The sequence below is a fragment of the Pseudomonas sp. MWU13-2100 genome (genome assembly GCF_023242365.1).
In the GTDB taxonomy this organism is placed as follows: domain Bacteria; phylum Pseudomonadota; class Gammaproteobacteria; order Pseudomonadales; family Pseudomonadaceae; genus Aquipseudomonas.
In genome coordinates, this window is the sequence record NZ_JALLIX010000003.1 from 99,405 (window position 1) to 120,153 (window position 20,749).

Sequence of the window (20,749 nt, forward strand, 5' to 3'; positions counted from 1 at the left end):
CTTTTCGACTGCCAAAGGTCTGATTTTTCATGTTCGACAACCTCCTGCAAACTCTGGGGCTTTCGGCCTTCAGCCTGAAGGGCTTTGGCCCGATCCTGCTGGAAGGCACCTGGATGACCGTCCAGCTCTCCATCCTCTCGCTGCTGGTCAGCGTATTACTGGGCCTGCTCGGCGCCAGTGCCAAATTATCCAGCATCAGCCTGTTGCGCATTCCGGCCCAGCTCTACACCACGCTGATTCGCGGGGTTCCCGACCTGGTGCTGATGCTGCTGATTTTCTACAGCCTGCAAACCTGGCTCTCGACCCTGACCGACGCCATGGACTGGGACTACATCGAGATTGACCCGTTTGCCGCCGGGGTCATCACCCTGGGCTTTATCTACGGTGCCTATTTCACCGAAACCTTTCGTGGCGCGATTCTCGCCGTGCCGCGCGGGCAGCTCGAAGCCGCCACCGCCTATGGCCTGACCCGGGCCCAGCGGTTCCGCTTCGTGACCTTTCCGCAAATGATGCGCTTCGCCCTGCCGGGGATCGGCAATAACTGGATGGTGATCCTCAAGGCCACCGCGCTGGTCTCGATCATCGGCCTGGCCGACCTGGTCAAGGCTGCCCAGGACGCGGGCAAGAGCACTTATCAACTGTTCTACTTCCTGGTACTCGCCGCCTTGATCTACCTGCTCATTACCAGTGCTTCGAACTACGTCCTGCGCTGGCTGGAACGCCGCTATGCCGCGGGCGCCCGGGAGGCCGTGCGATGATCGAACTCCTGCAGCAATACTGGCGGCCGTTCCTCTACAGCGACGGCCAGCACATCACTGGCCTGGCCATGACCCTGTGGCTGCTCAGCGCCTCGATCTTCTTCGGTTTCCTGGTGTCGATCCCGTTGTCCATCGCCCGGGTCTCGCCCAAGCGCCGCATCCGCTGGCCGGTGGAGTTCTACACCTACCTGTTCCGCGGCACGCCGCTGTATATCCAATTGCTGATCTGCTACACCGGGATCTACAGCCTGGAAGCGGTCCGCGAGCAGCCGCTGCTGAACTCGTTCTTCCGCGATGCGATGAACTGCACCATCCTGGCCTTCGCCCTGAACACCTGCGCCTATACCACGGAGATCTTCGCCGGGGCGATCCGCAGCATGAACCACGGTGAAGTCGAGGCGGCCAAGGCCTACGGTCTGAGCGGCTGGAAACTCTACGCCTATGTGATCATGCCCTCGGCCCTGCGTCGCTCGTTGCCCTACTACAGCAACGAAGTGATCCTGATGCTGCACTCCACCACCGTGGCGTTCACGGCGACCATCCCGGACATCCTGAAAATCGCCCGGGACGCCAACTCGGCGACCTACATGACCTTCCAGTCGTTCGGAATCGCCGCGCTGATCTACCTGACGATCACCTTTACCCTGGTCGGTCTGTTCCGTCTGGCCGAGCGCCGCTGGCTGGCCTTCCTCGGCCCGGCCCACTAGGATTGCAGAACATGCGTCATCTGACTCACGAGCTGCTGGCTCCCCTGCCGGGCACCGCCCGGCAGATCCACAGCTTTCATTTCGGTCCGCAGCAGGCCGCAAGCAAAATCTACATCCAGTCGTCCCTGCACGCCGACGAACTGCCCGGCATGCTGGTTGCCTGGCACCTCAAGCAGCGCCTGGCCGAGCTGGAACAGGCCGGTGCACTGCGCAGCGAAATCGTGCTGGTGCCGGTGGCCAACCCGATCGGCCTGGAACAGGTGCTGATGGACGTGCCGCTGGGTCGCTATGAGCTGGAGAGCGGGCAGAACTTCAATCGCTGGTTCGTCGATCTCAGTGACGAGATCGGCAACCAGATCGAAGAACAGCTCAACAACGATCCGGTGCACAACCTGCAACTGATCCGCAGCCACCTCAAGGCCGCCCTGGCGGCGGAGGTGCCCGCGACCCAGCTGCAATCCCAGCGCCTGGCTTTGCAACAACTGGCCTGCGACGCGGACATGGTCCTGGACCTGCATTGCGACTTCGAAGCCGTGGCCCATCTGTACACCACACCCGAAGCCTGGCCGCAGGTTGAACCGCTGGCCCGTCATATCGGCTCGCAAGCCAGCCTGCTGGCGACCGACTCCGGCGGCCAGTCGTTCGACGAATGCTTCACCCTGCTCTGGTGGGACCTGCGACAGCGCTTTGGCGAACGTTTCGCGATTCCCCAGGGCAGCTTCTCGGTGACCGTGGAACTGCGCGGCCAGGGTGATGTGAATCACCCCCAGGCACGTCTCGACTGCCAGGCGATCCTCGACTACCTGACCCGCTTCGGCGCCATCGCCGGCGAGCCCGCGCCCTTGCCAGAGCTGGCGTACCCGGCAACGCCGCTGGCCGGCGTCGAGCCGGTGAGCACGCCAGTGGGCGGGCTGCTGGTGTTCTGCGCGATGCCGGGGCAATACCTCGAAGCCGGGCAGTTGATCGCCGAGATCATCGACCCGCTCAGCGACAGCGTCACCCCTGTTCATTGCAGCGCGGCGGGCCTGCTCTACGCCCGCTCGCTACGCCGCATGGCCACGGCCGGCATGGTGATTGCCCATGTCGCCGGCCGCGAAGCCTATCGCAGCGGCTATCTACTTTCTCCTTGAGGTGCCCATGTACAAACTGACCATTGAAGGCCTGCACAAGAGCTATGGCGAACACCAGGTGCTCAAGGGCGTCTCGCTCAAGGCCAAGACCGGCGACGTGATCAGCCTGATCGGCGCCAGCGGCTCGGGCAAGAGTACCTTCCTGCGCTGCATCAACTTCCTCGAAACACCCAATGACGGCGCCATGACCCTCGACGGCCAGGCGATCCGCATGGTCAGCGACAAGCACGGTATGCGCGTCGCCGACGACGCCGAATTACAGCGCCTGCGCACCCGCCTGGCCATGGTGTTCCAGCACTTCAACCTGTGGAGCCACATGAGCGTGCTGGAAAACATCACCATGGCTCCGCGGCGGGTGCTGGGGGTGAGCAAGAAAGACGCCGAGGAGCGCGCCCACCGCTACCTGGAAAAAGTCGGCCTGCCGGCCCGGGTGGCCAGCCAGTATCCGGCGTTTCTATCCGGAGGCCAGCAACAGCGTGTGGCGATTGCCCGGGCGCTGGCGATGGAGCCGGAAGTGATGCTGTTCGACGAACCGACCTCGGCGCTGGACCCGGAATTGGTGGGTGAAGTGCTCAAGGTGATCCAGGGGCTGGCCGAGGAGGGTCGGACCATGATCATGGTGACCCATGAGATGAGCTTCGCCCGCAAGGTCTCCAGCCAGGTGCTGTTCCTGCACCAGGGTCTGGTGGAAGAGCAAGGCGCGCCGGACGATGTGCTGGGCAATCCGCAGAGCGAGCGGTTGCGGCAGTTCCTCAGCGGCAACCTGAAGTAATCAAAACGGCTCTCGTGAAGGCTGCTTTTGTGGGAGCGGAGCTTGCCCGCGAAGCTTTTGGCGTCCTCACGGGCCTCCTCGCGGGCAAGCTCCGCTCCCACAAGGGCAATCGGCCCCCACACAAGCCCTTCATCAAGATCGCGGCTCTTCAGCCGTGCGCCGCCGGCCATGGATAGGCCAGCCACGTCTCCAGGCGCTTGGCGAAACGGCCGCTTTCCATGTCCTGGTGCAACCACTGGTCGACATACTGCTTGAGCACGATGTCCCGCGGCAGCAACACGGCCTTCTCGGAGAAGTCGAACGGCTGATCCGGGTGCACCGCGCATAGCTGCGGATGCAACTTCTGCTGTACCCGGGTTTCCACGGCATCGGTCATCATCAGGTCGGCCTTGCCGTCGACGATCTGCTGGAAAATCGTCACATTGTCCGGATGCACCAGGATCTGCGCCTGCTTGAGGTTGGCCCGGGCAAACTTCTCATTGGTCCCGCCGGGATTGACGATCGCCCGGACATTCGGCCGGTCGATCTGGGCCAGGGTCTGGAATTCCTGCTGCCGGGAGCAGAGGGTGATCGGCGTCTTGCCGTCACGCTGGTAAGGCTGCGAGAAAAACGCCTGCTTCTGGCGCTCCATGTTCACCGAGATCCCGCTGATCGCCAGGTCGAACTTGTCGGCCTGCAGATCGCCCATCAGCGTCGGCCAGGTGGTCGGCACCAGTTCCAGCTTGACCCCCAGGGACGCCGCCAGCCCCTCGGCCAGTTCGATATCGAGGCCGATGAAGCCATCCGCGCTCTTGTAGCTGAACGGTTTGTAGTCACCGGTGCTGCCGACGCGCAGCACGCCTTGCTGGACAATGCGGTCGAGGTGGCTGTGGATGGCTTCCTGCTGGGACATCGCGCTCCCGCTCGGCGGCTGCGGCGCGGCAACAGCCGTGCCGGCCAGTAACAGCCCGGCGAACAGGCAGCGGGAAAAATACTCGGGAATGGCAAATGTCATGAGTGGCCTTTTTTCTGGGTCTTGGCCACTGGATTTGTATCGTATATGCGATCGAGAGTCGACTGCGTCCTGCAGGCGCATGGCTTGCCAGCGAAGCTTTTTGGCAGCCTCAAGGGCCAATGCCAGCCCGTTACTACTGAAACGCCCGGTAACTGTGCAAGCGGTGCTTGTCGGATCGCCGCAGCACCGCGAAGCTTTTAGCGGATTCAAGGGCCCCTTCGCGAGCAAGCTCTGCTCCCACAGGTAACGTGTTCGGCCTTAACTGATCGGCATTAGCCTCAAGGCCGCCTTCGCCGCGGTCCGGCAAGCCATGCTCCTTTTCAGGTGTCGACACGGCACGCGATCAGCTCAGGCAATAGGAGACGGCGTCTCATCGGGAATTTCCGGCTCGCCATGCTCGGGCGGCGGGGAGGGCTTGGAAGGCTCGAAGGGTTGCGGCGTATCGGGATCAGGCTGCCCCGGGATACCCGGAATGCCGCTGGCCAGGCTCTGGGGATGCGCCAGCAACGACCAGGCCAACAAACCCACTTGATTGGGTTCCAGTTTCGCCAGTTGGGCACTGATACTTGGATCGATCTTCATGCGGGACTCCTGGGCGTTGAAGCCGGTTCGTCTTGCACAAACCGGAACGGTGCACTCAATAGAGTCCCCGTACGCCCAGGAATTCCCTGCTTCGACGCGCCCTTCGTCAGGTACGCGGCAGGGTCACGCCACGCTGGCCCTGATATTTGCCGCCACGGTCCTTATAGGACACTTCGCACTCTTCATCGGATTCCAGGAACAACATCTGCGCCACGCCTTCGTTGGCGTAGATCTTCGCCGGCAGCGTGGTAGTGTTGGAAAACTCCAGAGTCACGTGGCCTTCCCATTCCGGTTCCAACGGCGTGACGTTGACGATGATCCCGCAACGGGCATAGGTGCTCTTGCCCAGACAGATGGTCAGCACATTGCGTGGAATACGGAAATATTCGACGGTGCGGGCCAGGGCGAAGGAGTTGGGCGGGATGATGCAGACGTCGCTTTTCACATCGACGAAGCTGCCCGCGTCGAAGTTTTTCGGATCGACGGTCGCCGAGTTGATGTTGGTGAACACCTTGAATTCATCGGCGCAGCGCACATCGTAGCCATAGCTTGAGACACCGAAGGAAATCACCCGGTTGTCGGCTTCGCCACGCACCTGGCGCTCGACGAAGGGCTCGATCATGCCGTGCTCTTGCGCCATGCGGCGAATCCACTTGTCCGATTTGATGCTCATGGCGGGTGTCCTGATATAACGAGGTGGAAAAATTCTGTCCGGCATCTTACCGGGGCGCGCCGCCGGGTTAAAGCGTCGACGCCGTTTCTCGCGATGACGCTGTCCCCGGGCCCGACAAATCGGTCATTTGCGCGACGCTGTCCCCCTGTCTGACCGCCATCAGTCACGAAATAGGCGAAACCTTGGTGAAGACCATTGGCACGTCTCGGAAAGTGGGGTATGGTGGCGCCACTGTGCTGCTTGTGTCACTGAGAATCTCTACACGATGTTGAATTTCGATCCAACCATCTCCAAGAATTTTTCCTGCTCTTTGCACTCAGTCTCGGCCAGGGCTTTTCCTGAGTCGCAGTTAACTTTGTCCAAGGAGACATCAAATGTCTAATCGCCAAACCGGTACCGTTAAGTGGTTCAACGATGAAAAAGGCTTCGGCTTCATCACCCCACAATCCGGTGACGACCTGTTCGTACACTTCAAAGCAATCCAATCCGACGGCTTCAAAAGCCTGAAAGAAGGCCAACAGGTTTCTTTCATCGCTACCCGCGGTCAGAAAGGCATGCAAGCTGAAGAAGTTCAAGTTATCTAACTTGTACTGATCCAGTAAAAAAGCCCCGCCCTCAAAAGCGGGGCTTTTTTGTGCCCGGGTGTTTTGCATTGAAGTCGAGCATACCTCTGTGGCGAGCGGGCTTGCCCGCTCGCCACACGGGCCCGCGCCTTATCAATCGTCGCTGATGGTGATATTCGGCATCGCCTGGCTGACCGCTTCCTGCAACACGATCCGCGCGCCCACGTGCCGCGCCAATTCCTGGTAGACCATGGCGATCTGACTGTCCGGCTCGGCGATCACCGTCGGCTTGCCGCCGTCGGCCTGCTCGCGAATGACCATCGACAGCGGCAACGAGGCCAGCAGCTCGACGCCATACTGGCTCGCCAACTTCTCACCGCCGCCTTCACCGAACAGATGTTCGGCATGACCGCAGTTCGAGCAGATATGCACCGCCATGTTTTCCACGACACCCAGCACCGGAATATTCACCTTACGGAACATTTCCACGCCCTTGCGCGCGTCCAGCAAGGCCAGGTCCTGTGGAGTGGTGACAATCACCGCACCGGCCACCGGAACCTTCTGTGCCAGGGTCAGTTGGATATCGCCAGTGCCCGGCGGCATATCGATCACCAGGTAGTCCAGATTGCCCCAGTCGGTCTGGGTCACCAACTGCAGCAGGGCCCCGGAAACCATCGGGCCGCGCCAGACCATCGGCGTGTTGTCGTCGGTGAGGAAAGCCATGGACATCACTTCCACGCCATGGGACTCGATGGGTACGAACCATTTCTGATCCTTGATCTTCGGCCGCGTGCCTTCGGCAACGCCGAACATGATGCCCTGGCTCGGCCCGTAGATATCCGCGTCGAGAATCCCGACCCGAGCCCCTTCGCGGGCCAGCGCCAGCGCCAGGTTGGCCGCCGTGGTCGACTTGCCCACTCCGCCCTTGCCCGATGCCACCGCCACTACGTTCTTGACGTTGGCCAGGCCCGGAATCTGCGCCTGGGCCTTGTGCGCGGCAATCACGCAGTCGATCTCGACCTTGGCCGAGGCCACGCCATCCAGGCCCTCGACGGCCATCTGCAGCATCTGCGCCCAGCCGCTCTTGAACAGGCCGGCGGCATAACCCAGTTCCAGTTGGATCGCCACCCGATCCCCCTGGATATCGATGGCCCGCACACAGCCGGCGCTGACGGGGTCCTGGTTCAGATAAGGGTCGGTGTACTGGCGAAGGACGGCCTCCACCGCTGCGCGATTGACTGCGCTCATGGGCAACTCCCGAAAAAGACTGAGTAAAACAGACAGCTATCCTAACTGTTCTGGAGCGCAGAGACATGCCAGACAATCATTTGTGGCGAGCGGGCTTGCCCGCGCTGGGGTGCGAAGCGCCCCTGAAACCAGCATCCGCAGTGTCTCAGGCAGGCCGAGTGCACAGGTTTTACGACGGCTGCGCAGTCGAACGCGGGCAAGCCCGCTCGCCACAAAACCGCACCAGGTTTCAAATCCCCCGGGCGGAACAATCTCCGGGCAAGGCTGCAAGGGGTGAATTATGTGCGCCGGGGCTTTATAGTGGCCGATCTCCGTTTCACTTCAAGTAGCCGAGCCCCATGTCCGAGCCACGCCAGATCCTCGTCACCAGCGCCCTGCCCTATGCCAATGGTTCCATTCACCTTGGCCACATGGTCGAGTATGTCCAGACGGACATGTGGGTGCGATTCCAGAAGCACCGCGGCAATCAATGCATCTACGTCTGCGCTGACGACGCCCACGGCTCGGCCATCATGTTGCGCGCCGAGAAGGAAGGCATCACTCCGGAACAACTGATCGCCAACGTCCAGCTCGAACACAGCGGCGACTTCGCCGACTTCCTGGTGGAGTTCGACAACTTCCACTCGACCCACGCCGAAGAAAACCGCGAGCTGTCGAGTCAGATCTACCTGCGCCTGCGCGACGCCGGGCATATCGCCACGCGTTCGATCACCCAGTATTTCGACCCGGAAAAGCAGATGTTCCTGGCCGACCGTTTCATCAAGGGCACCTGCCCGAAATGCGGCACCGAAGACCAGTACGGCGACAACTGCGAGAAATGCGGCGCCACCTACGCACCGACCGACCTGAAAAACCCGAAATCGGCGATTTCCGGGGCGACGCCGGTGCTCAAGGATTCCCAGCACTTCTTCTTCAAGCTCCCGGACTTCCAGGCCATGCTGCAAACCTGGACCCGCAGCGGCACCCTGCAGGACGCCGTGGCGAACAAGATCGCCGAATGGCTGGATGCCGGTCTGCAACAGTGGGACATCTCCCGCGATGCACCGTATTTCGGCTTCGAGATCCCGGATGAGCCGGGCAAGTATTTCTACGTCTGGCTGGACGCGCCGATCGGTTACATGGCCAGCTTCAAGAACCTCTGCGCACGGCGCCCGGACCTGGACTTCGATGCGTTCTGGGGCAAGGACTCGACAGCCGAGCTGTACCACTTCATCGGCAAGGACATCGTCAACTTCCACGCCCTGTTCTGGCCGGCGATGCTCGAAGGCTCGGGCTACCGCAAGCCGACCGGGATCAACGTGCACGGCTACCTGACCGTCAACGGCCAGAAAATGTCCAAGTCCCGCGGCACCTTCATCAAGGCTCGGACCTACCTGGACCACCTGTCCCCGGAATACCTGCGCTACTACTACGCGGCCAAGCTGGGCAAAGGCGTCGACGACCTCGACCTGAACCTGGAAGACTTCGTGCAGAAGGTCAACTCGGACCTGGTGGGCAAGGTGGTCAACATCGCCAGCCGTTGCGCCGGCTTTATCCACAAGGGCAATGCCGGCGTGCTGGTGGCCGGCAACGCCGCGCCGGAGCTGACCGACGCGTTCCTGGCCGCCACCCCGAGCATCGCCGAGGCCTACGAGGCACGGGATTTCGCCCGGGCCATGCGCGAAATCATGGGCTTGGCCGACCGCGCCAACGCCTGGATCGCCGACAAGGCGCCCTGGTCCCTGGCCAAGCAGGAAGGCAAGCAGGATGAAGTCCAGGCCGTCTGCGCCGTGGGCATCAACCTGTTCCGCCAGTTGATCATCTTCCTCAAGCCGGTACTGCCGCTGCTGGCCGCCGACGCCGAAGCGTTCCTGAATGTCGCGCCGCTGACCTGGAACGATCACGCCACCTTGCTCGCCAACCATCAGTTGAACGCGTTCAAGCCATTGATGACCCGTATCGACCCGGTAAAAGTGCAAGCCATGAGCGATGCCTCGAAAGAAGACCTCACCGCCAGCCAGACCGATACCGGTAGCGCCGCCCCACAAGGCAACGGCGAACTGGCCAAAGACCCGCTGTCGGCGGAAATCGACTTCGACGCCTTCGCCGCCGTCGACCTGCGCGTCGCGCTGATTCTCAAGGCCGAAGCCGTCGAGGGTGCGGACAAGCTGCTGCGCCTGACCCTGGATATTGGCGATGAGCAACGCAACGTGTTCTCCGGGATCAAGAGCGCCTACCCGAACCCGGCCGAACTGGAAGGTCGCCTGACCATGATGATCGCCAACCTCAAGCCACGGAAAATGCGCTTTGGCATCTCCGAAGGCATGGTGATGGCGGCCGGCCCCGGCGGTGAGGAAATCTACCTGCTGAGCCCGGACACCGGCGCCAAGCCAGGCCAGCGGATCAAGTAACCGCCCGCCCCTGCTCGCGGGTCATGCGCAATCATGACCCGCGATGTCGCAAGATTGGTCAAACCATGAGCCTGATTCAACGTATCGATGCCCTGCTGCCGCAGACCCAATGCGGTAAATGCGGGCACCCGGGTTGCAAGCCCTACGCCGAAGGCATCGCCCAGGGCGAAGCGATCAACAAGTGCCCGCCGGGCGGCGGCGAAACCATTGCCGCCCTGGCCGAACTGCTGCACGTACCAGTTCTGCTGCTGGACCCTGAACGCGGCAGCGCCCCAGCCCAGGTTGCGTTTATCCGCGAGGCCGAGTGCATCGGCTGCACCAAGTGCATCCAGGCCTGCCCGGTGGATGCCATTGTCGGCGCGGCCAAGTGGATGCACAGCGTGATCGTCGACGAGTGCACCGGCTGCGACCTGTGCGTGGCGCCCTGCCCGGTGGATTGCATTGAGATGCATCCGCTGCCCGTCGCCCAGATCGTGCCCGTGGTCGGTGGCTTGGCCAACAGCACCGAAGAGCGACAGGCACGCACGGAGAAACGCAATCGAGCCCGTCGGCGCTTCGAAAACCGTAACGCCCGGCTACAGGCCGAAGAACAGCGCAAGCAGGCCGAACGCTTGGCCCGCACGCAGCGTGCGGTGCAACCCGAGCCCGTTGCGAGCAACCCGCTGCAGGACGCCATTGCGCGAATCAAGGCGCAGAAAGCCGAGGCCGCCGACGCGGCGCTGAAAAAAGCCAAGATCAATCTGGCCATGAGCCGGGCGCAGTTGAACAAATCGCTGAAAGCCTTCGGCCATCCGCCGATCGCCGAACAGGCCGCACAACTGGTGCTGTTGCAACAGCAATTCGAGGCCGCGGAACAGGCCCTGCGCAGCGCCGAGGCAGCCCATGCTGCGCCTTGAAAGCACCAACGGCCCGCGCCTGGCCAGCCTGACGCCGGGGGCCTTTATCTTCCCGGGCCTGCCGCTGGCCGCCAGACCGGCCTGGAAGCCAGGCAGATCGATCAAACAGAATTCACGCTTGAGTACACAATGGAACCTGTAGGAGCATGGCTTGCCAGCGCAGCTTTGGGTGGCCTTGAGGACACATGCGCTGCGCTCCGAAGTCTTGGCAAGCCATGTTCCTACGGGTGCTGTGCACAACCTTAAAGGAATCCACCGCCCCATGAACGCCGCCAAACGCCTGGAGATCTTTCGCAGATTCCACGAAGACAATCCCGATCCCAAGACCGAACTGGCCTACTCGAGCCCCTTTGAACTGTTGATCGCGGTGATTCTCTCCGCCCAGGCCACCGACGTCAGCGTGAACAAGGCAACCGCCAAGCTCTATCCCGTGGCCAACACCCCGCAAGCCATCCACGCCCTTGGGGTCGAAGGATTGTCGGCATATATCAAGACCATCGGCCTGTTCAACAGCAAGGCCAAGAACGTGATCGAAACCTGCCGCTTGCTGATGGAAAACCACGGCGGCGAGGTACCGCAAACCCGCGAAGCCCTGGAGGCGCTCCCCGGCGTCGGCCGCAAGACCGCCAACGTGGTGCTCAACACCGCGTTCCGGCAGCTGACCATGGCCGTCGACACGCATATTTTCCGGGTCAGCAACCGCACCGGCCTGGCGCCGGGCAAAGATGTGGTAGAGGTCGAGAAGCAATTGATGAAGTTCGTGCCCAAACCCTACCTGCTCGACGCCCACCACTGGTTGATCCTCCATGGGCGCTATGTCTGCCAGGCGCGCAAACCCCGTTGTGGCAGTTGCCGGATCGAAGACCTGTGTGATTACAAGGACAAGACCTCGGACGATTGAGGCACTATTGCTTTTATCAATGAAGCGATTGAAAAAATCTTTTTTACCGGGCCGGCATTTATCGATATAAGGGGCGCCAACGGCAGTCTTAGCCCGGAGTTATGTTATGAGCACCGACAAAGAGCAATTGGACGTAGAAGACGACTTCATCGCTGCCGAAACCGAGGACAGCGAACCCGTGGTGGAGGTCGCCAAAACCAACCTCAGCAAGCGCCGCACCATCGATAACCTGCTGGAAGAGCGTCGCCTGCAAAAGCAATTGGCAGATTATGATTTTGATTTGTAATTAACGCGCGCCCACTCAAAAGCCTCCTTTGCGGAGGCTTTTCGGTTTGTAGAGGTGTCGTTGTTCACACGCAGCATCATCGATGCCATACCGGCGGCCCTCTCCTGCCGGCTAAATACCAGGGTTTTCCTCGTCGTCCCTGCTCCCTTCCCCCTTCGCCTTCAAGCGTCCTTTGCCAAATGCCTGTGGTTAAACCAGGCCATTGCGCTGTGCCAGTTCGATCAGATCCACCAGCGAGCGGGCATTGAGCTTGAGCAATAAGCGCGTTTTGTAGGTGCTGACGGTCTTGTTGCTCAAGAACATGCCATCGGCAATTTCCTTGTTGCTCTTGCCTCTGGCCAATTGCTGCAACACCATCATTTCACGACCGGAAAGCCGATTGACCATATCGGCCTCGCTGGCATTCCCCAGGCTGGAACGCACCGTGTGCAATGCCTGGTTGGGGAAATAGCTGTAGCCGGACAGCACCGCCTTGATGGCGCTGAGCATTTCGGTCAGATCCTGCTGCTTGCACACATACCCCGCGGCACCGGCCTGCATGCAACGCATGGAAAAATGCCCGGGAGCCTGCGAGGTCAACACCAGAACTTTGAAAGAAAGTCCCATAGACGTTAAACGGGCAATGACTTCCAGCCCGTCCAGTTTGGGGATCCCGATATCGAGTATAACAATGTCCGGCGCATGTTCCCGCGCCAACTGTAAAGCATCTACACCGTTATCCGTCTCCGCAATGACTTCGTAGCCATGACGTTCCATCAGCATACGTACAGCAAGACGAATGACGGGATGATCATCCACGATCAGCACTTTATTCATGGGCAAGTCCAATTTTCGCTGTTCGAATTTTCAGAGTCAGCACAATAGCCTAGTCATACCCTCCTGGGCATAGCGCCTCCACCGGGCAGTACCAGCCAAAGACATTCCCTACAAACAACAGAGATTTGCCCTACAAAAAAAGCACCCTCAAAAAAAGTGCAACGCCTCGCAGAGCTGCCGGTCGTCCGGAAGCCATACAATCCACGATAACGCCCCACTCCTGGAGAGTTTCATTATGGCCTCCAGCAAAACGACTTCACCTCGTTTCGCTTTGCCGGACTCAAACATTAGAACGCCAGGTGATGGCGTGTCTAATGGATTTCTGCAACAAGAAATAATGAGGCCCTACGCGGCAAACCCGGTCCCCGGCCTTTCTCCCGCGAAGCCGCGCGGCCTGGCGGGCCTGGCGGCGGCCGCACGGCAGAGCATTCGGGGGGACGGCTATAGAGTCGCCCGGTATACACATAAGTAAGGACGGCATTATCAAAAAGATGTTTACTCTAATGTCCGGTCGCCGGAAACGTTTGACAACTTTCACGACCACCCTGCCCATCCCTATACAGCACGCCCTGAGCCACCCAACTTATATAAACCCCGAGCGCCGACGCCAACAGCCCCCAAACCTCACACTTTAAAAACGCCAATTCACAATCGATAAAAATAATAGGAAATGGACTACGCCCTACCAAGAACGCTTACCTTCAATTCTACAAGCGCAGCCCGAAAACAACCCTGTCTGACTTGATCCTTTCTTTGCGGGCGGCAAACTCGATACTTGTTGACTCACTTCAAGACCTTCGAACACCACCCAATCGCTTATTCAACTCCTAACATCGAATGACATTAGCAAAGGTCTATCCCACGACTCGGACGAGCAGGCCATATATAATGAACGACCACACATTCAAAAAGCATCTCACTCCACACAGACACCTGGATCTTGACCTGGATCTGGCCATTGACGATTTCCTCAAACGCGGCGGCACCATCGATCATGTGCAAGGCCCGGTCTGCGAGCACGCCCCTCCGGACACTGGCAATCACTCCCCGGCGTCGGAGGAAGAGGAACAGGAAAGAGCACGTAAAGCCGAACTGCTGCGCGAGCTGATTACCAAAGGGGCGGGTATCTGCGCCCTGCAGTACTCGCTCAAGATGAACAAGAGCGAGATAAAGCGCATGGCGCGGGAAAACGGCTTGAAGATCAGCCAAAGCCGCTCCCTGCACCTCACTCGGAAATACCGGGCATCGCACTCTGCAACCGCGGAGTTCACCCAGGATGCCATTGCCGGACATGCCATGCACTATTGCGCGCTCGGTTACACCGCCATCGAAATCGCACAAAAACTCGACCTGACCGTGCGCCAGGTCTGCGAACTCGGGAAAAACTACCGATTCGAACTCAACCACCGTACCGACCATCGGGATGAATAGTGCCCTCCCGACGGCAAAAAAAACCCCGGCCAAGAGGCCGGGGCTTTTCAGACCAACAAGTAATCAGAACAACTTGCGACCCTTGTTCGCCGCAATGCGCATGCGCAGTGCATTGAGCTTGATGAAGCCGGCCGCGTCGGCCTGGTTGTAGGCACCGCCGTCTTCTTCGAAGGTGGCGATGTTGGCATCGAACAGCGACTCGTCGGACTTGCGACCAGTGACGATGACGTTGCCCTTGTACAGCTTCAGGCGAACCACACCATTCACGTGGGCCTGAGAGGCATCGATCATCTGCTGCAGCATCAGACGCTCAGGGCTCCACCAGTAGCCGGTATAGATCAGGCTGGCGTACTTGGGCATCAGCTCGTCTTTCAGATGCGCGACTTCACGGTCCAGGGTGATCGACTCGATCGCCCGGTGCGCGCGCAGCATGATGGTGCCGCCTGGGGTTTCGTAGCAGCCGCGGGATTTCATGCCCACATAGCGGTTCTCGACGATATCCAGACGACCGATACCGTGTTCGCCACCGATACGGTTCAAGGTCGCCAGCACGGTGGCCGGGGTCATTTCGACGCCGTCCAGCGCGACGATATCGCCGTTGCGGTAGGTCAGTTCCAGGTACTGCGGCTTGTCAGGCGCGTTCTCCGGGGAGACGGTCCAACGCCACATGTCTTCTTCGTGCTCGGTCCAGGTGTCTTCCAGCACGCCGCCTTCATAGGAGATGTGCAGCAGGTTGGCATCCATCGAGTACGGGGATTTTTTCTTGCCGTGACGCTCGATCGGGATGTTGTGCTTTTCAGCGTAATCCATCAGCTTTTCACGGGACAGCAGGTCCCATTCACGCCACGGAGCAATGACTTTCACTCCTGGCTTGAGGGCATAGGCACCCAGTTCGAAACGGACCTGGTCGTTGCCCTTGCCGGTGGCGCCGTGGGAAATGGCGTCAGCGCCGGTTTCGTTGGCGATTTCGATCAGGCGCTTGGCAATCAGCGGACGTGCGATGGAGGTACCCAGCAGGTACTCGCCTTCGTAGACGGTATTGGCACGAAACATCGGGAACACGAAATCACGCACGAACTCTTCGCGCAGGTCGTCGATGTAGATCTCTTTCACGCCCATGGCTTGCGCCTTGGCACGTGCAGGTTCGACCTCTTCGCCCTGACCCAGGTCAGCGGTGAAGGTCACCACTTCACAGTTATAAGTATCCTGCAGCCACTTGAGGATCACCGAAGTGTCCAGGCCGCCGGAATACGCCAGAACGACCTTGTTTACGTCGGCCATGCCATCACTCCACGGGGTTGTACGGAAAGGCGTCGATTCTACCGCTCAAACCGGTGGATTTACAGAGGCGCGACAGCTTAGGACGGCAAAGCGACAGATAATGTCGAGGCCGCGACGAAAACAGCCGCTTCAGGAGGTCTTCGCGGCACTCCCCGCGCTGGCCGTAGGTGCGGGTGCGGGAACAGGAGCGGGCTTCTCGGCGACCGGGACACGCTCCAGATGGATATTGACCCGGCGATTCTTCGCCCGATTGGCCGCACTGGTGTTCGGCACCAGCGGATAACGTTCGCCATGGAAACGCATGACGATTTCCGATTCGGGGATGCCGTTGGCCTTGAAGAAGTCCATCACCGCCAGCGCCCGGCGGCGCGACAGGTCACGGTTGGCCAGGCGATTGCCGGCATTGTCGGAATGCCCGTCGAGTTCGATATGGTTGACGGTCGGGTCGGCCTTGATGAAGTCGAGCATCACCTGCAACTCGGCCTTGGCCTGGGCATCGAGGTCGACGCCGGTACCGGGAAAGCCGACCTGTGCCTGTTTCACTTGGTCGAAATTCTTCGGCAGCAGTTTCGCCGTGCACTCCTGGTAGTCGCTGTAGGCCTTGCTGAACTTCACCGGCAACAGGCGCACTTCCGATACGCCGCCGTCTCGCGAGTAGTGACGCAGCAACGGGCTACGGCCCTCCAGCAAGCCACTGACCAGACGTCCGGCCTGGCCCTGGGAACTGTTGAACAACACATCGCCACTGCCGATCCGTACCGAGCCCAGGTTGATGTCGCCGCGCCCCGGTTGCCACGGCGCGGCGGCGGCGAGCAAGGTCGCCGAACCACCATCGAGCACGTGGTTGTAGGATTTCAGGCGAAAAGTCACCTGCTCGCCGGCCCGGCGCACGAACTCGCCGGCACCGAAATCGGTGATCGGCTGGCTCAGCCGGCACTCGAACTTGTCCCCTTCCACCTTCCACTCGATGCTCTCCAGACGGGTCTGGAAAGTCATCGCCATGGCGGGCAGGCTGGCGAACATACTGAGCAAGGCTAAATAACGCTGGCGCACGGGAGGCTCCACTGAATGTCTACATCGTCAAGACAGGCATGCCGATTCCACGCCCTACCTCTGTGGTATCGGTTGGCCGTGGCAAAACTTGATAGCGAGTGCCTGAGGCCGTCTTTTCCGGTAGCATTCCCTTCAGTTCGACCCGCCTGGAATCCCCAATGTCCGACCGCCTGACCCTGCTGCGTCCCGACGACTGGCATATTCATCTTCGCGATGGTGCTGCGTTACCCCACACTGTCGCGGATGTTGCGCGCACCTTCGGCCGCGCCATCATCATGCCCAACCTGGTGCCACCGGTACGCAATGCCGAGGAAGCCGACGCCTATCGCCAGCGTATTCTCGCCGCGCGCCCGGCCGGCAGCCGCTTCGAACCGTTGATGGTGCTCTACCTCACCGACCGGACCCAGCCCGAGGACATCCGCGCCGCCAAGGCCAGCGGTTTCGTCCACGCCGCCAAGCTCTACCCGGCCGGCGCGACCACCAACTCGGACTCCGGCGTGACCCACATCGACACGATCTTCCCGGCCCTGGAAACCATGGCCGAAGTCGGCATGCCGCTGTTGATCCATGGTGAAGTCACCCGTGGCGAGGTCGACGTATTCGACCGCGAGAAACTGTTCATCGACGAGCATATGCGCCGCGTCGTCGAACGCTTCCCGAGCCTGAAAGTGGTGTTCGAACACATCACCACGGCGGATGCGGTGCAGTTCGTCAGCGAGGCCTCGGCCAACGTCGGCGCGACCATCACTGCCCATCACCTGCTGTACAACCGCAACCACATGCTGGTGGGCGGTATCCGTCCGCACTTCTACTGCCTGCCGATCCTCAAGCGCGGTACGCACCAGGAAGCCCTGCTGACAGCAGCGACCAGCGGCAATCCGAAGTTTTTCCTCGGCACCGACTCGGCGCCCCACACCCAGCACGCCAAGGAAGCCGCCTGCGGTTGCGCCGGCTGCTACACCGCCTATGCCGCGATCGAGTTGTACGCCGAGGCCTTCGAACAGCGCAACGCGCTGGACAAGCTCGAAGGTTTCGCCAGCCTGCACGGCCCGCGTTTCTATGGCCTGCCGGCGAACACCGAACAGATCACCCTGGTCCGTGAAGAATGGACCGCCCCGACCAGCCTGCCATTCGGCGAGCTGTCAGTCATCCCGCTGCGCGCCGGTGAAAAACTGCGCTGGCGCCTGCTGGAGAAAACGCTGTGAGTGAAGAGCATTTCGACGACGAACAGGAAGGCAATGGCGGCGGTACCGGTTCCCGGCACCCGATGGCCGCACGCTTTCGTGGCTACCTGCCGGTTGTCGTCGATGTCGAGACCGGCGGTTTCAACGCCGCCACCGACGCCCTGCTGGAAATCGCCGCGACCACCATCGGCATGGACGAAAAAGGCTTTGTGTTCCCGGAACACACCTACTTCTTCCGCGTCGAGCCGTTCGAAGGCGCCAATGTCGAAGCCGCGGCCCTGGAGTTCACCGGGATCAAGCTTGATCACCCGCTGCGCATGGCCGTCAGCGAAGAAACCGCGCTGACCGACATTTTCCGGGGTGTGCGCAAGGCCCTGAAAGCCAACGGTTGCAAACGCGCGATCCTGGTCGGGCACAACAGCAGCTTTGACCTGGGCTTCCTCAACGCCGCCGTGGCGCGGCTGGACATGAAGCGCAACCCGTTCCACCCGTTCTCCAGCTTCGACACCGCCACCCTCGCCGGCCTCGCCTACGGCCAGACCGTACTGGCCAAGGCCTGCCAAGCGGCCGACATCGACTTTGACGGACGCGAAGCCCACTCGGCCCGCTACGACACCGAGAAGACCGCCGATCTGTTCTGCGGCATCGTCAACCGCTGGAAACAAATGGGCGGCTGGGAAGACTACAACGACTGATCCGGTCGACGAAGCAATCCCCGCGCATAAAAAAACCGGTCATGAAGACCGGTTTTTTTATGCGTGAAGCCAGCTGCTTACAGCTTGCCGGCGTTCTCGGTCAGGTACTTGGCAACGCCTTCTGGCGAAGCGTCCATGCCCTTGTCACCTTTTTTCCAGTTGGCCGGGCAGACTTCGCCGTGCTCTTCGTGGAATTGCAGGGCGTCGACCAGACGAATCAGTTCTTCCATGTTACGGCCCAGCGGCAGGTCGTTGATGATCTGCGAACGGACAACACCCTTGTCGTCGATCAGGAACGCGCCACGGAACGCCACGCCGCCTTCGGACTCAACGTCGTAGGCCTTGGCGATTTCGTGCTTCATATCGGCAGCCATGGTGTATTTGACTTTGCCGATGCCGCCGTCGTTGATGGCGGTGTTGCGCCAGGCGTTGTGGGTGAAGTGCGAGTCGATCGAAACGGCCACGACTTCAACGTTGCGCGCCTTGAAATCGTCCATGCGGTGGTCCAGGGCGATCAGCTCGGACGGGCAGACGAAGGTGAAGTCCAGTGGGTAGAAGAACACCAGGCCGTATTTGCCTTTGATGGCCGAGGACAGGGTGAAGCTGTCAACGATTTCGCCATTGCCCAGTACGGCAGGGACGGTGAAGTCGGGGGCTTGTTTGCCTACGAGTACGCTCATTGAATATCTCCTGGTGTGTGCGGTGAAGAACTTAAGGTCCGACCCAGCCTGTCATAAGCAGACGACAGGACTGTGACCTGACCTACCTTCCTAAGGACCGACCATCATACACCGCGTTTTTCGACTGCCCCCAACGCTTTTTACAAACTCGCCCACGGCGCAGTGACACCATTCGTCAGGTAAGCAGCCAGCCGGCAGAAGCTTTACCGAAAGCACTTTGACAATCATTCTCGTTAACATTAAGATCCAGCGCAATCGAGCCTTAATCAGCGATGGTTCTCACTTTATGTATGTCTGCCTCTGCACTGGCGTCACCGATGGACAAATCCGCGAAGCGATCTACGACGGTTGCTGCAGCTATCGCGACGTGCGGCAAGCGACCGGCGTGGCCAGCCAATGCGGCAAATGTGCCTGCCTGGCCAAGCAGGTGGTCCGTGAAACCCTGACCGAGTTGCAAAGCCAGCAGGCGGCGCTCCCTTACCCGGTGGAATTTTCTGCCGCGTAAAGAATGATTTTTTAAACAACCGGACCTCGTGTCCGGTTTTTTTATGTCTGTAATTCAATCGCTTAGGGCTAAGACGCGGAACACAAACATTCTTATTTCGATTAATTTCCATATAAGATTCAACAACTTAGGTTTGACACCCGAAGTTGCCGGGATCAAACTCTTTCTTATAGTCAGCGATTACAGGACAGGTCCCCACCATGAAAGGCGATATCACGGTCATCCAGCATCTCAACAAGATCCTTGCCAATGAGCTGGTCGCGATCAACCAATACTTCCTGCACGCGCGCATGTATGAAGACTGGGGCCTGAACAAGCTGGGCAAGCACGAGTACCACGAGTCCATCGACGAGATGAAGCACGCGGACAAGCTGATCAAGCGCATCCTGTTCCTCGAGGGCCTGCCCAACGTGCAGGATCTGGGCAAGCTGCACATCGGCGAACACACCAAAGAAATGCTCGAGTGTGACCTGCGCATCGAACGCAGCGGCCATGCCGACCTGAAGGTGGCCATTGCCCACTGCGAAGCCACCGGCGACTTCGGCAGCCGCGAACTGCTGGAAGAGATCCTCGAGTCCGAGGAAGAACATATCGACTGGCTGGAAACCCAACTCGGCCTGATCGACAAAGTCGGTCTCGAAAACTACCTGCAGTCGCAGATGGGCGAATAAACAGCGCCCATCAAAAAGCCCCGCGCTCTAGTTCAGAGGCGGGGCTTTTTTATAGGTGCCGGATAAAACAAACACCTGTCCCTGATGTCGGAGCCGGCTTGCTGGCGATGACGTCAGCAAGATCGATACAAGGCTTACCACCTCGCCGGCAAGCCGGCTCCTACAGGTGCAATCGACTCAGGCTTCGGTCTTGGCCGCTGCCGCTTTGGTCGCTGCATCCTTGACCAGGGCCTGCAACTCACCGTTGGCGAACATTTCCGCCATGATGTCGCTGCCGCCGACCAGTTCGCCACCGACCCACAGTTGTGGGAACGTCGGCCAGTTGGCGTACTTCGGCAGGTTGGCGCGGATTTCCGGGTTCTGCAGGATGTCCACGTAAGCGAACTTCTCGCCGCAGCCCATCACGGCCTGCGCGGCCTTGGCGGAAAAGCCGCACTGTGGAGCATTCGGCGAGCCTTTCATGTAAAGCAGAATGGTGTTGTTGGCAATCTGCTCTTTAATCGTTTCGATGATATCCACAAGGCACCTCTTCT

The 20,749-nt window shown here is 60.2% G+C and carries 23 protein-coding genes and 1 pseudogene; 15 read left to right on the forward strand and 9 right to left on the reverse strand.

Going from position 1 to position 20,749, the window contains the following annotated elements:
- Positions 1-29 precede the first annotated feature (29 nt).
- The 4 genes from M5B99_RS03435 to M5B99_RS03450 are packed head-to-tail and all read left to right on the forward strand — an operon-like array spanning position 30 to position 3,367.
- Positions 30-758: an ABC transporter permease gene (locus M5B99_RS03435; protein WP_248802658.1), complete on the forward strand. Its 729-nt coding sequence runs from the start codon at positions 30-32 to the stop codon at positions 756-758.
- On the forward strand, positions 755-1,465 hold the full coding sequence (locus M5B99_RS03440) for an ABC transporter permease (protein WP_248802659.1): 711 nt from the start codon (positions 755-757) through the stop codon (positions 1,463-1,465). Before M5B99_RS03435 ends, M5B99_RS03440 begins: the two co-directional genes overlap by 4 nt.
- An 11-nt stretch (positions 1,466-1,476) precedes the next feature.
- Positions 1,477-2,595: a succinylglutamate desuccinylase/aspartoacylase family protein gene (locus M5B99_RS03445; RefSeq protein WP_248802660.1), complete on the forward strand. Its 1,119-nt coding sequence runs from the start codon at positions 1,477-1,479 to the stop codon at positions 2,593-2,595.
- A gap of 7 nt (positions 2,596-2,602) precedes the next feature.
- Positions 2,603-3,367: an ABC transporter ATP-binding protein gene (locus M5B99_RS03450; RefSeq protein ID WP_248802661.1), complete on the forward strand. Its 765-nt coding sequence runs from the start codon at positions 2,603-2,605 to the stop codon at positions 3,365-3,367.
- A 148-nt stretch (positions 3,368-3,515) separates the two neighbouring features.
- Here M5B99_RS03450 and M5B99_RS03455 read toward each other — a convergent pair whose 3' ends face one another.
- The 3 genes from M5B99_RS03455 to dcd form a co-directional block, all read right to left on the reverse strand.
- On the reverse strand, positions 3,516-4,259 hold the full coding sequence (locus M5B99_RS03455; RefSeq protein WP_248802781.1) for a transporter substrate-binding domain-containing protein: 744 nt from the start codon (positions 4,257-4,259) through the stop codon (positions 3,516-3,518).
- 450 nt (positions 4,260-4,709) lie between these two features.
- Positions 4,710-4,943 (reverse strand): hypothetical protein, encoded by a 234-nt coding sequence (locus M5B99_RS03460; RefSeq protein WP_248802662.1) that lies wholly within the window; start codon positions 4,941-4,943, stop codon positions 4,710-4,712.
- Between the two features lie 106 nt (positions 4,944-5,049).
- On the reverse strand, positions 5,050-5,616 hold the full coding sequence (gene dcd / locus M5B99_RS03465) for a dCTP deaminase (protein WP_100944471.1): 567 nt from the start codon (positions 5,614-5,616) through the stop codon (positions 5,050-5,052).
- A gap of 374 nt (positions 5,617-5,990) precedes the next feature.
- On the opposite strand from dcd, the gene M5B99_RS03470 reads away from it, so the two are divergent.
- The gene (locus tag M5B99_RS03470) at positions 5,991-6,200 is read left to right on the forward strand and encodes a cold-shock protein (protein WP_002554837.1); all 210 of its coding nucleotides are present in this window, start codon (positions 5,991-5,993) and stop codon (positions 6,198-6,200) included.
- A 132-nt stretch (positions 6,201-6,332) separates the two neighbouring features.
- Here the strand turns inward: M5B99_RS03470 and apbC are convergent, their stop codons facing one another.
- Positions 6,333-7,427, reverse strand: coding sequence for an iron-sulfur cluster carrier protein ApbC (gene apbC, locus M5B99_RS03475; RefSeq protein WP_248802663.1), 1,095 nt, complete (start codon positions 7,425-7,427; stop codon positions 6,333-6,335).
- 338 nt (positions 7,428-7,765) lie between these two features.
- Between apbC and metG the strand changes: the two genes are divergently transcribed.
- The 5 genes and pseudogenes from metG (at position 7,766) to M5B99_RS03500 (ending at position 11,900) form a co-directional block, all read left to right on the forward strand.
- Entirely contained in the window at positions 7,766-9,817 is a 2,052-nt protein-coding gene (gene metG, locus M5B99_RS03480) for a methionine--tRNA ligase (RefSeq protein ID WP_248802664.1), read from the forward strand.
- Between the two features lie 65 nt (positions 9,818-9,882).
- Positions 9,883-10,698, forward strand: a pseudogene (rsxB, locus tag M5B99_RS03485) (electron transport complex subunit RsxB); the annotation flags it as partial.
- Between the two features lies 1 nt (position 10,699).
- Complete coding sequence (locus M5B99_RS03490) at positions 10,700-10,855, forward strand: hypothetical protein (RefSeq protein WP_248802665.1); 156 nt, start codon at positions 10,700-10,702, stop codon at positions 10,853-10,855.
- Positions 10,856-10,975: 120 nt separating this feature from the next.
- The gene (gene nth, locus M5B99_RS03495; RefSeq protein WP_248802666.1) at positions 10,976-11,614 is read left to right on the forward strand and encodes an endonuclease III; all 639 of its coding nucleotides are present in this window, start codon (positions 10,976-10,978) and stop codon (positions 11,612-11,614) included.
- Between the two features lie 106 nt (positions 11,615-11,720).
- Positions 11,721-11,900, forward strand: a complete 180-nt coding sequence (locus M5B99_RS03500) for a PA3496 family putative envelope integrity protein (protein WP_040070339.1) — start codon at positions 11,721-11,723, stop codon at positions 11,898-11,900.
- A 189-nt stretch (positions 11,901-12,089) separates the two neighbouring features.
- On the opposite strand, the gene M5B99_RS03505 is transcribed toward M5B99_RS03500, so the two are convergent.
- Positions 12,090-12,716, reverse strand: a complete 627-nt coding sequence (locus tag M5B99_RS03505) for a response regulator transcription factor (protein WP_040070340.1) — start codon at positions 12,714-12,716, stop codon at positions 12,090-12,092.
- Positions 12,717-13,604: 888 nt separating this feature from the next.
- Between M5B99_RS03505 and M5B99_RS03510 the strand changes: the two genes are divergently transcribed.
- Positions 13,605-14,147, forward strand: a complete 543-nt coding sequence (locus tag M5B99_RS03510; protein WP_248802667.1) for a hypothetical protein — start codon at positions 13,605-13,607, stop codon at positions 14,145-14,147.
- A 63-nt stretch (positions 14,148-14,210) separates the two neighbouring features.
- Here M5B99_RS03510 and M5B99_RS03515 read toward each other — a convergent pair whose 3' ends face one another.
- Both M5B99_RS03515 and M5B99_RS03520 read right to left on the reverse strand, forming a co-directional pair.
- Positions 14,211-15,428, reverse strand: coding sequence for an argininosuccinate synthase (locus M5B99_RS03515; RefSeq protein ID WP_123358038.1), 1,218 nt, complete (start codon positions 15,426-15,428; stop codon positions 14,211-14,213).
- Between the two features lie 129 nt (positions 15,429-15,557).
- Positions 15,558-16,481: a flagellar protein MotY gene (locus M5B99_RS03520; protein ID WP_248802668.1), complete on the reverse strand. Its 924-nt coding sequence runs from the start codon at positions 16,479-16,481 to the stop codon at positions 15,558-15,560.
- A gap of 158 nt (positions 16,482-16,639) precedes the next feature.
- Here M5B99_RS03520 and pyrC point away from each other — a divergent pair, with 158 nt between their 5' ends.
- On the forward strand, positions 16,640-17,686 hold the full coding sequence (gene pyrC / locus M5B99_RS03525; RefSeq protein WP_248802669.1) for a dihydroorotase: 1,047 nt from the start codon (positions 16,640-16,642) through the stop codon (positions 17,684-17,686).
- A complete protein-coding gene (rnt, locus tag M5B99_RS03530) occupies positions 17,683-18,360 on the forward strand; it encodes a ribonuclease T (RefSeq protein WP_248802670.1) in 678 nt (225 codons plus the stop codon). Before pyrC ends, rnt begins: the two co-directional genes overlap by 4 nt.
- A 77-nt stretch (positions 18,361-18,437) precedes the next feature.
- On the opposite strand, the gene M5B99_RS03535 is transcribed toward rnt, so the two are convergent.
- On the reverse strand, positions 18,438-19,040 hold the full coding sequence (locus M5B99_RS03535) for a peroxiredoxin (protein WP_121134265.1): 603 nt from the start codon (positions 19,038-19,040) through the stop codon (positions 18,438-18,440).
- A 286-nt stretch (positions 19,041-19,326) separates the two neighbouring features.
- On the opposite strand from M5B99_RS03535, the gene M5B99_RS03540 reads away from it, so the two are divergent.
- Positions 19,327-19,545 (forward strand): bacterioferritin-associated ferredoxin, encoded by a 219-nt coding sequence (locus M5B99_RS03540; protein WP_248802671.1) that lies wholly within the window; start codon positions 19,327-19,329, stop codon positions 19,543-19,545.
- Between the two features lie 200 nt (positions 19,546-19,745).
- Positions 19,746-20,216: a bacterioferritin gene (bfr, locus tag M5B99_RS03545; RefSeq protein ID WP_248802672.1), complete on the forward strand. Its 471-nt coding sequence runs from the start codon at positions 19,746-19,748 to the stop codon at positions 20,214-20,216.
- Positions 20,217-20,393: 177 nt separating this feature from the next.
- Here the strand turns inward: bfr and grxD are convergent, their stop codons facing one another.
- Positions 20,394-20,735 (reverse strand): Grx4 family monothiol glutaredoxin, encoded by a 342-nt coding sequence (grxD, locus tag M5B99_RS03550; RefSeq protein WP_103494169.1) that lies wholly within the window; start codon positions 20,733-20,735, stop codon positions 20,394-20,396.
- Positions 20,736-20,749 lie beyond the last annotated feature (14 nt).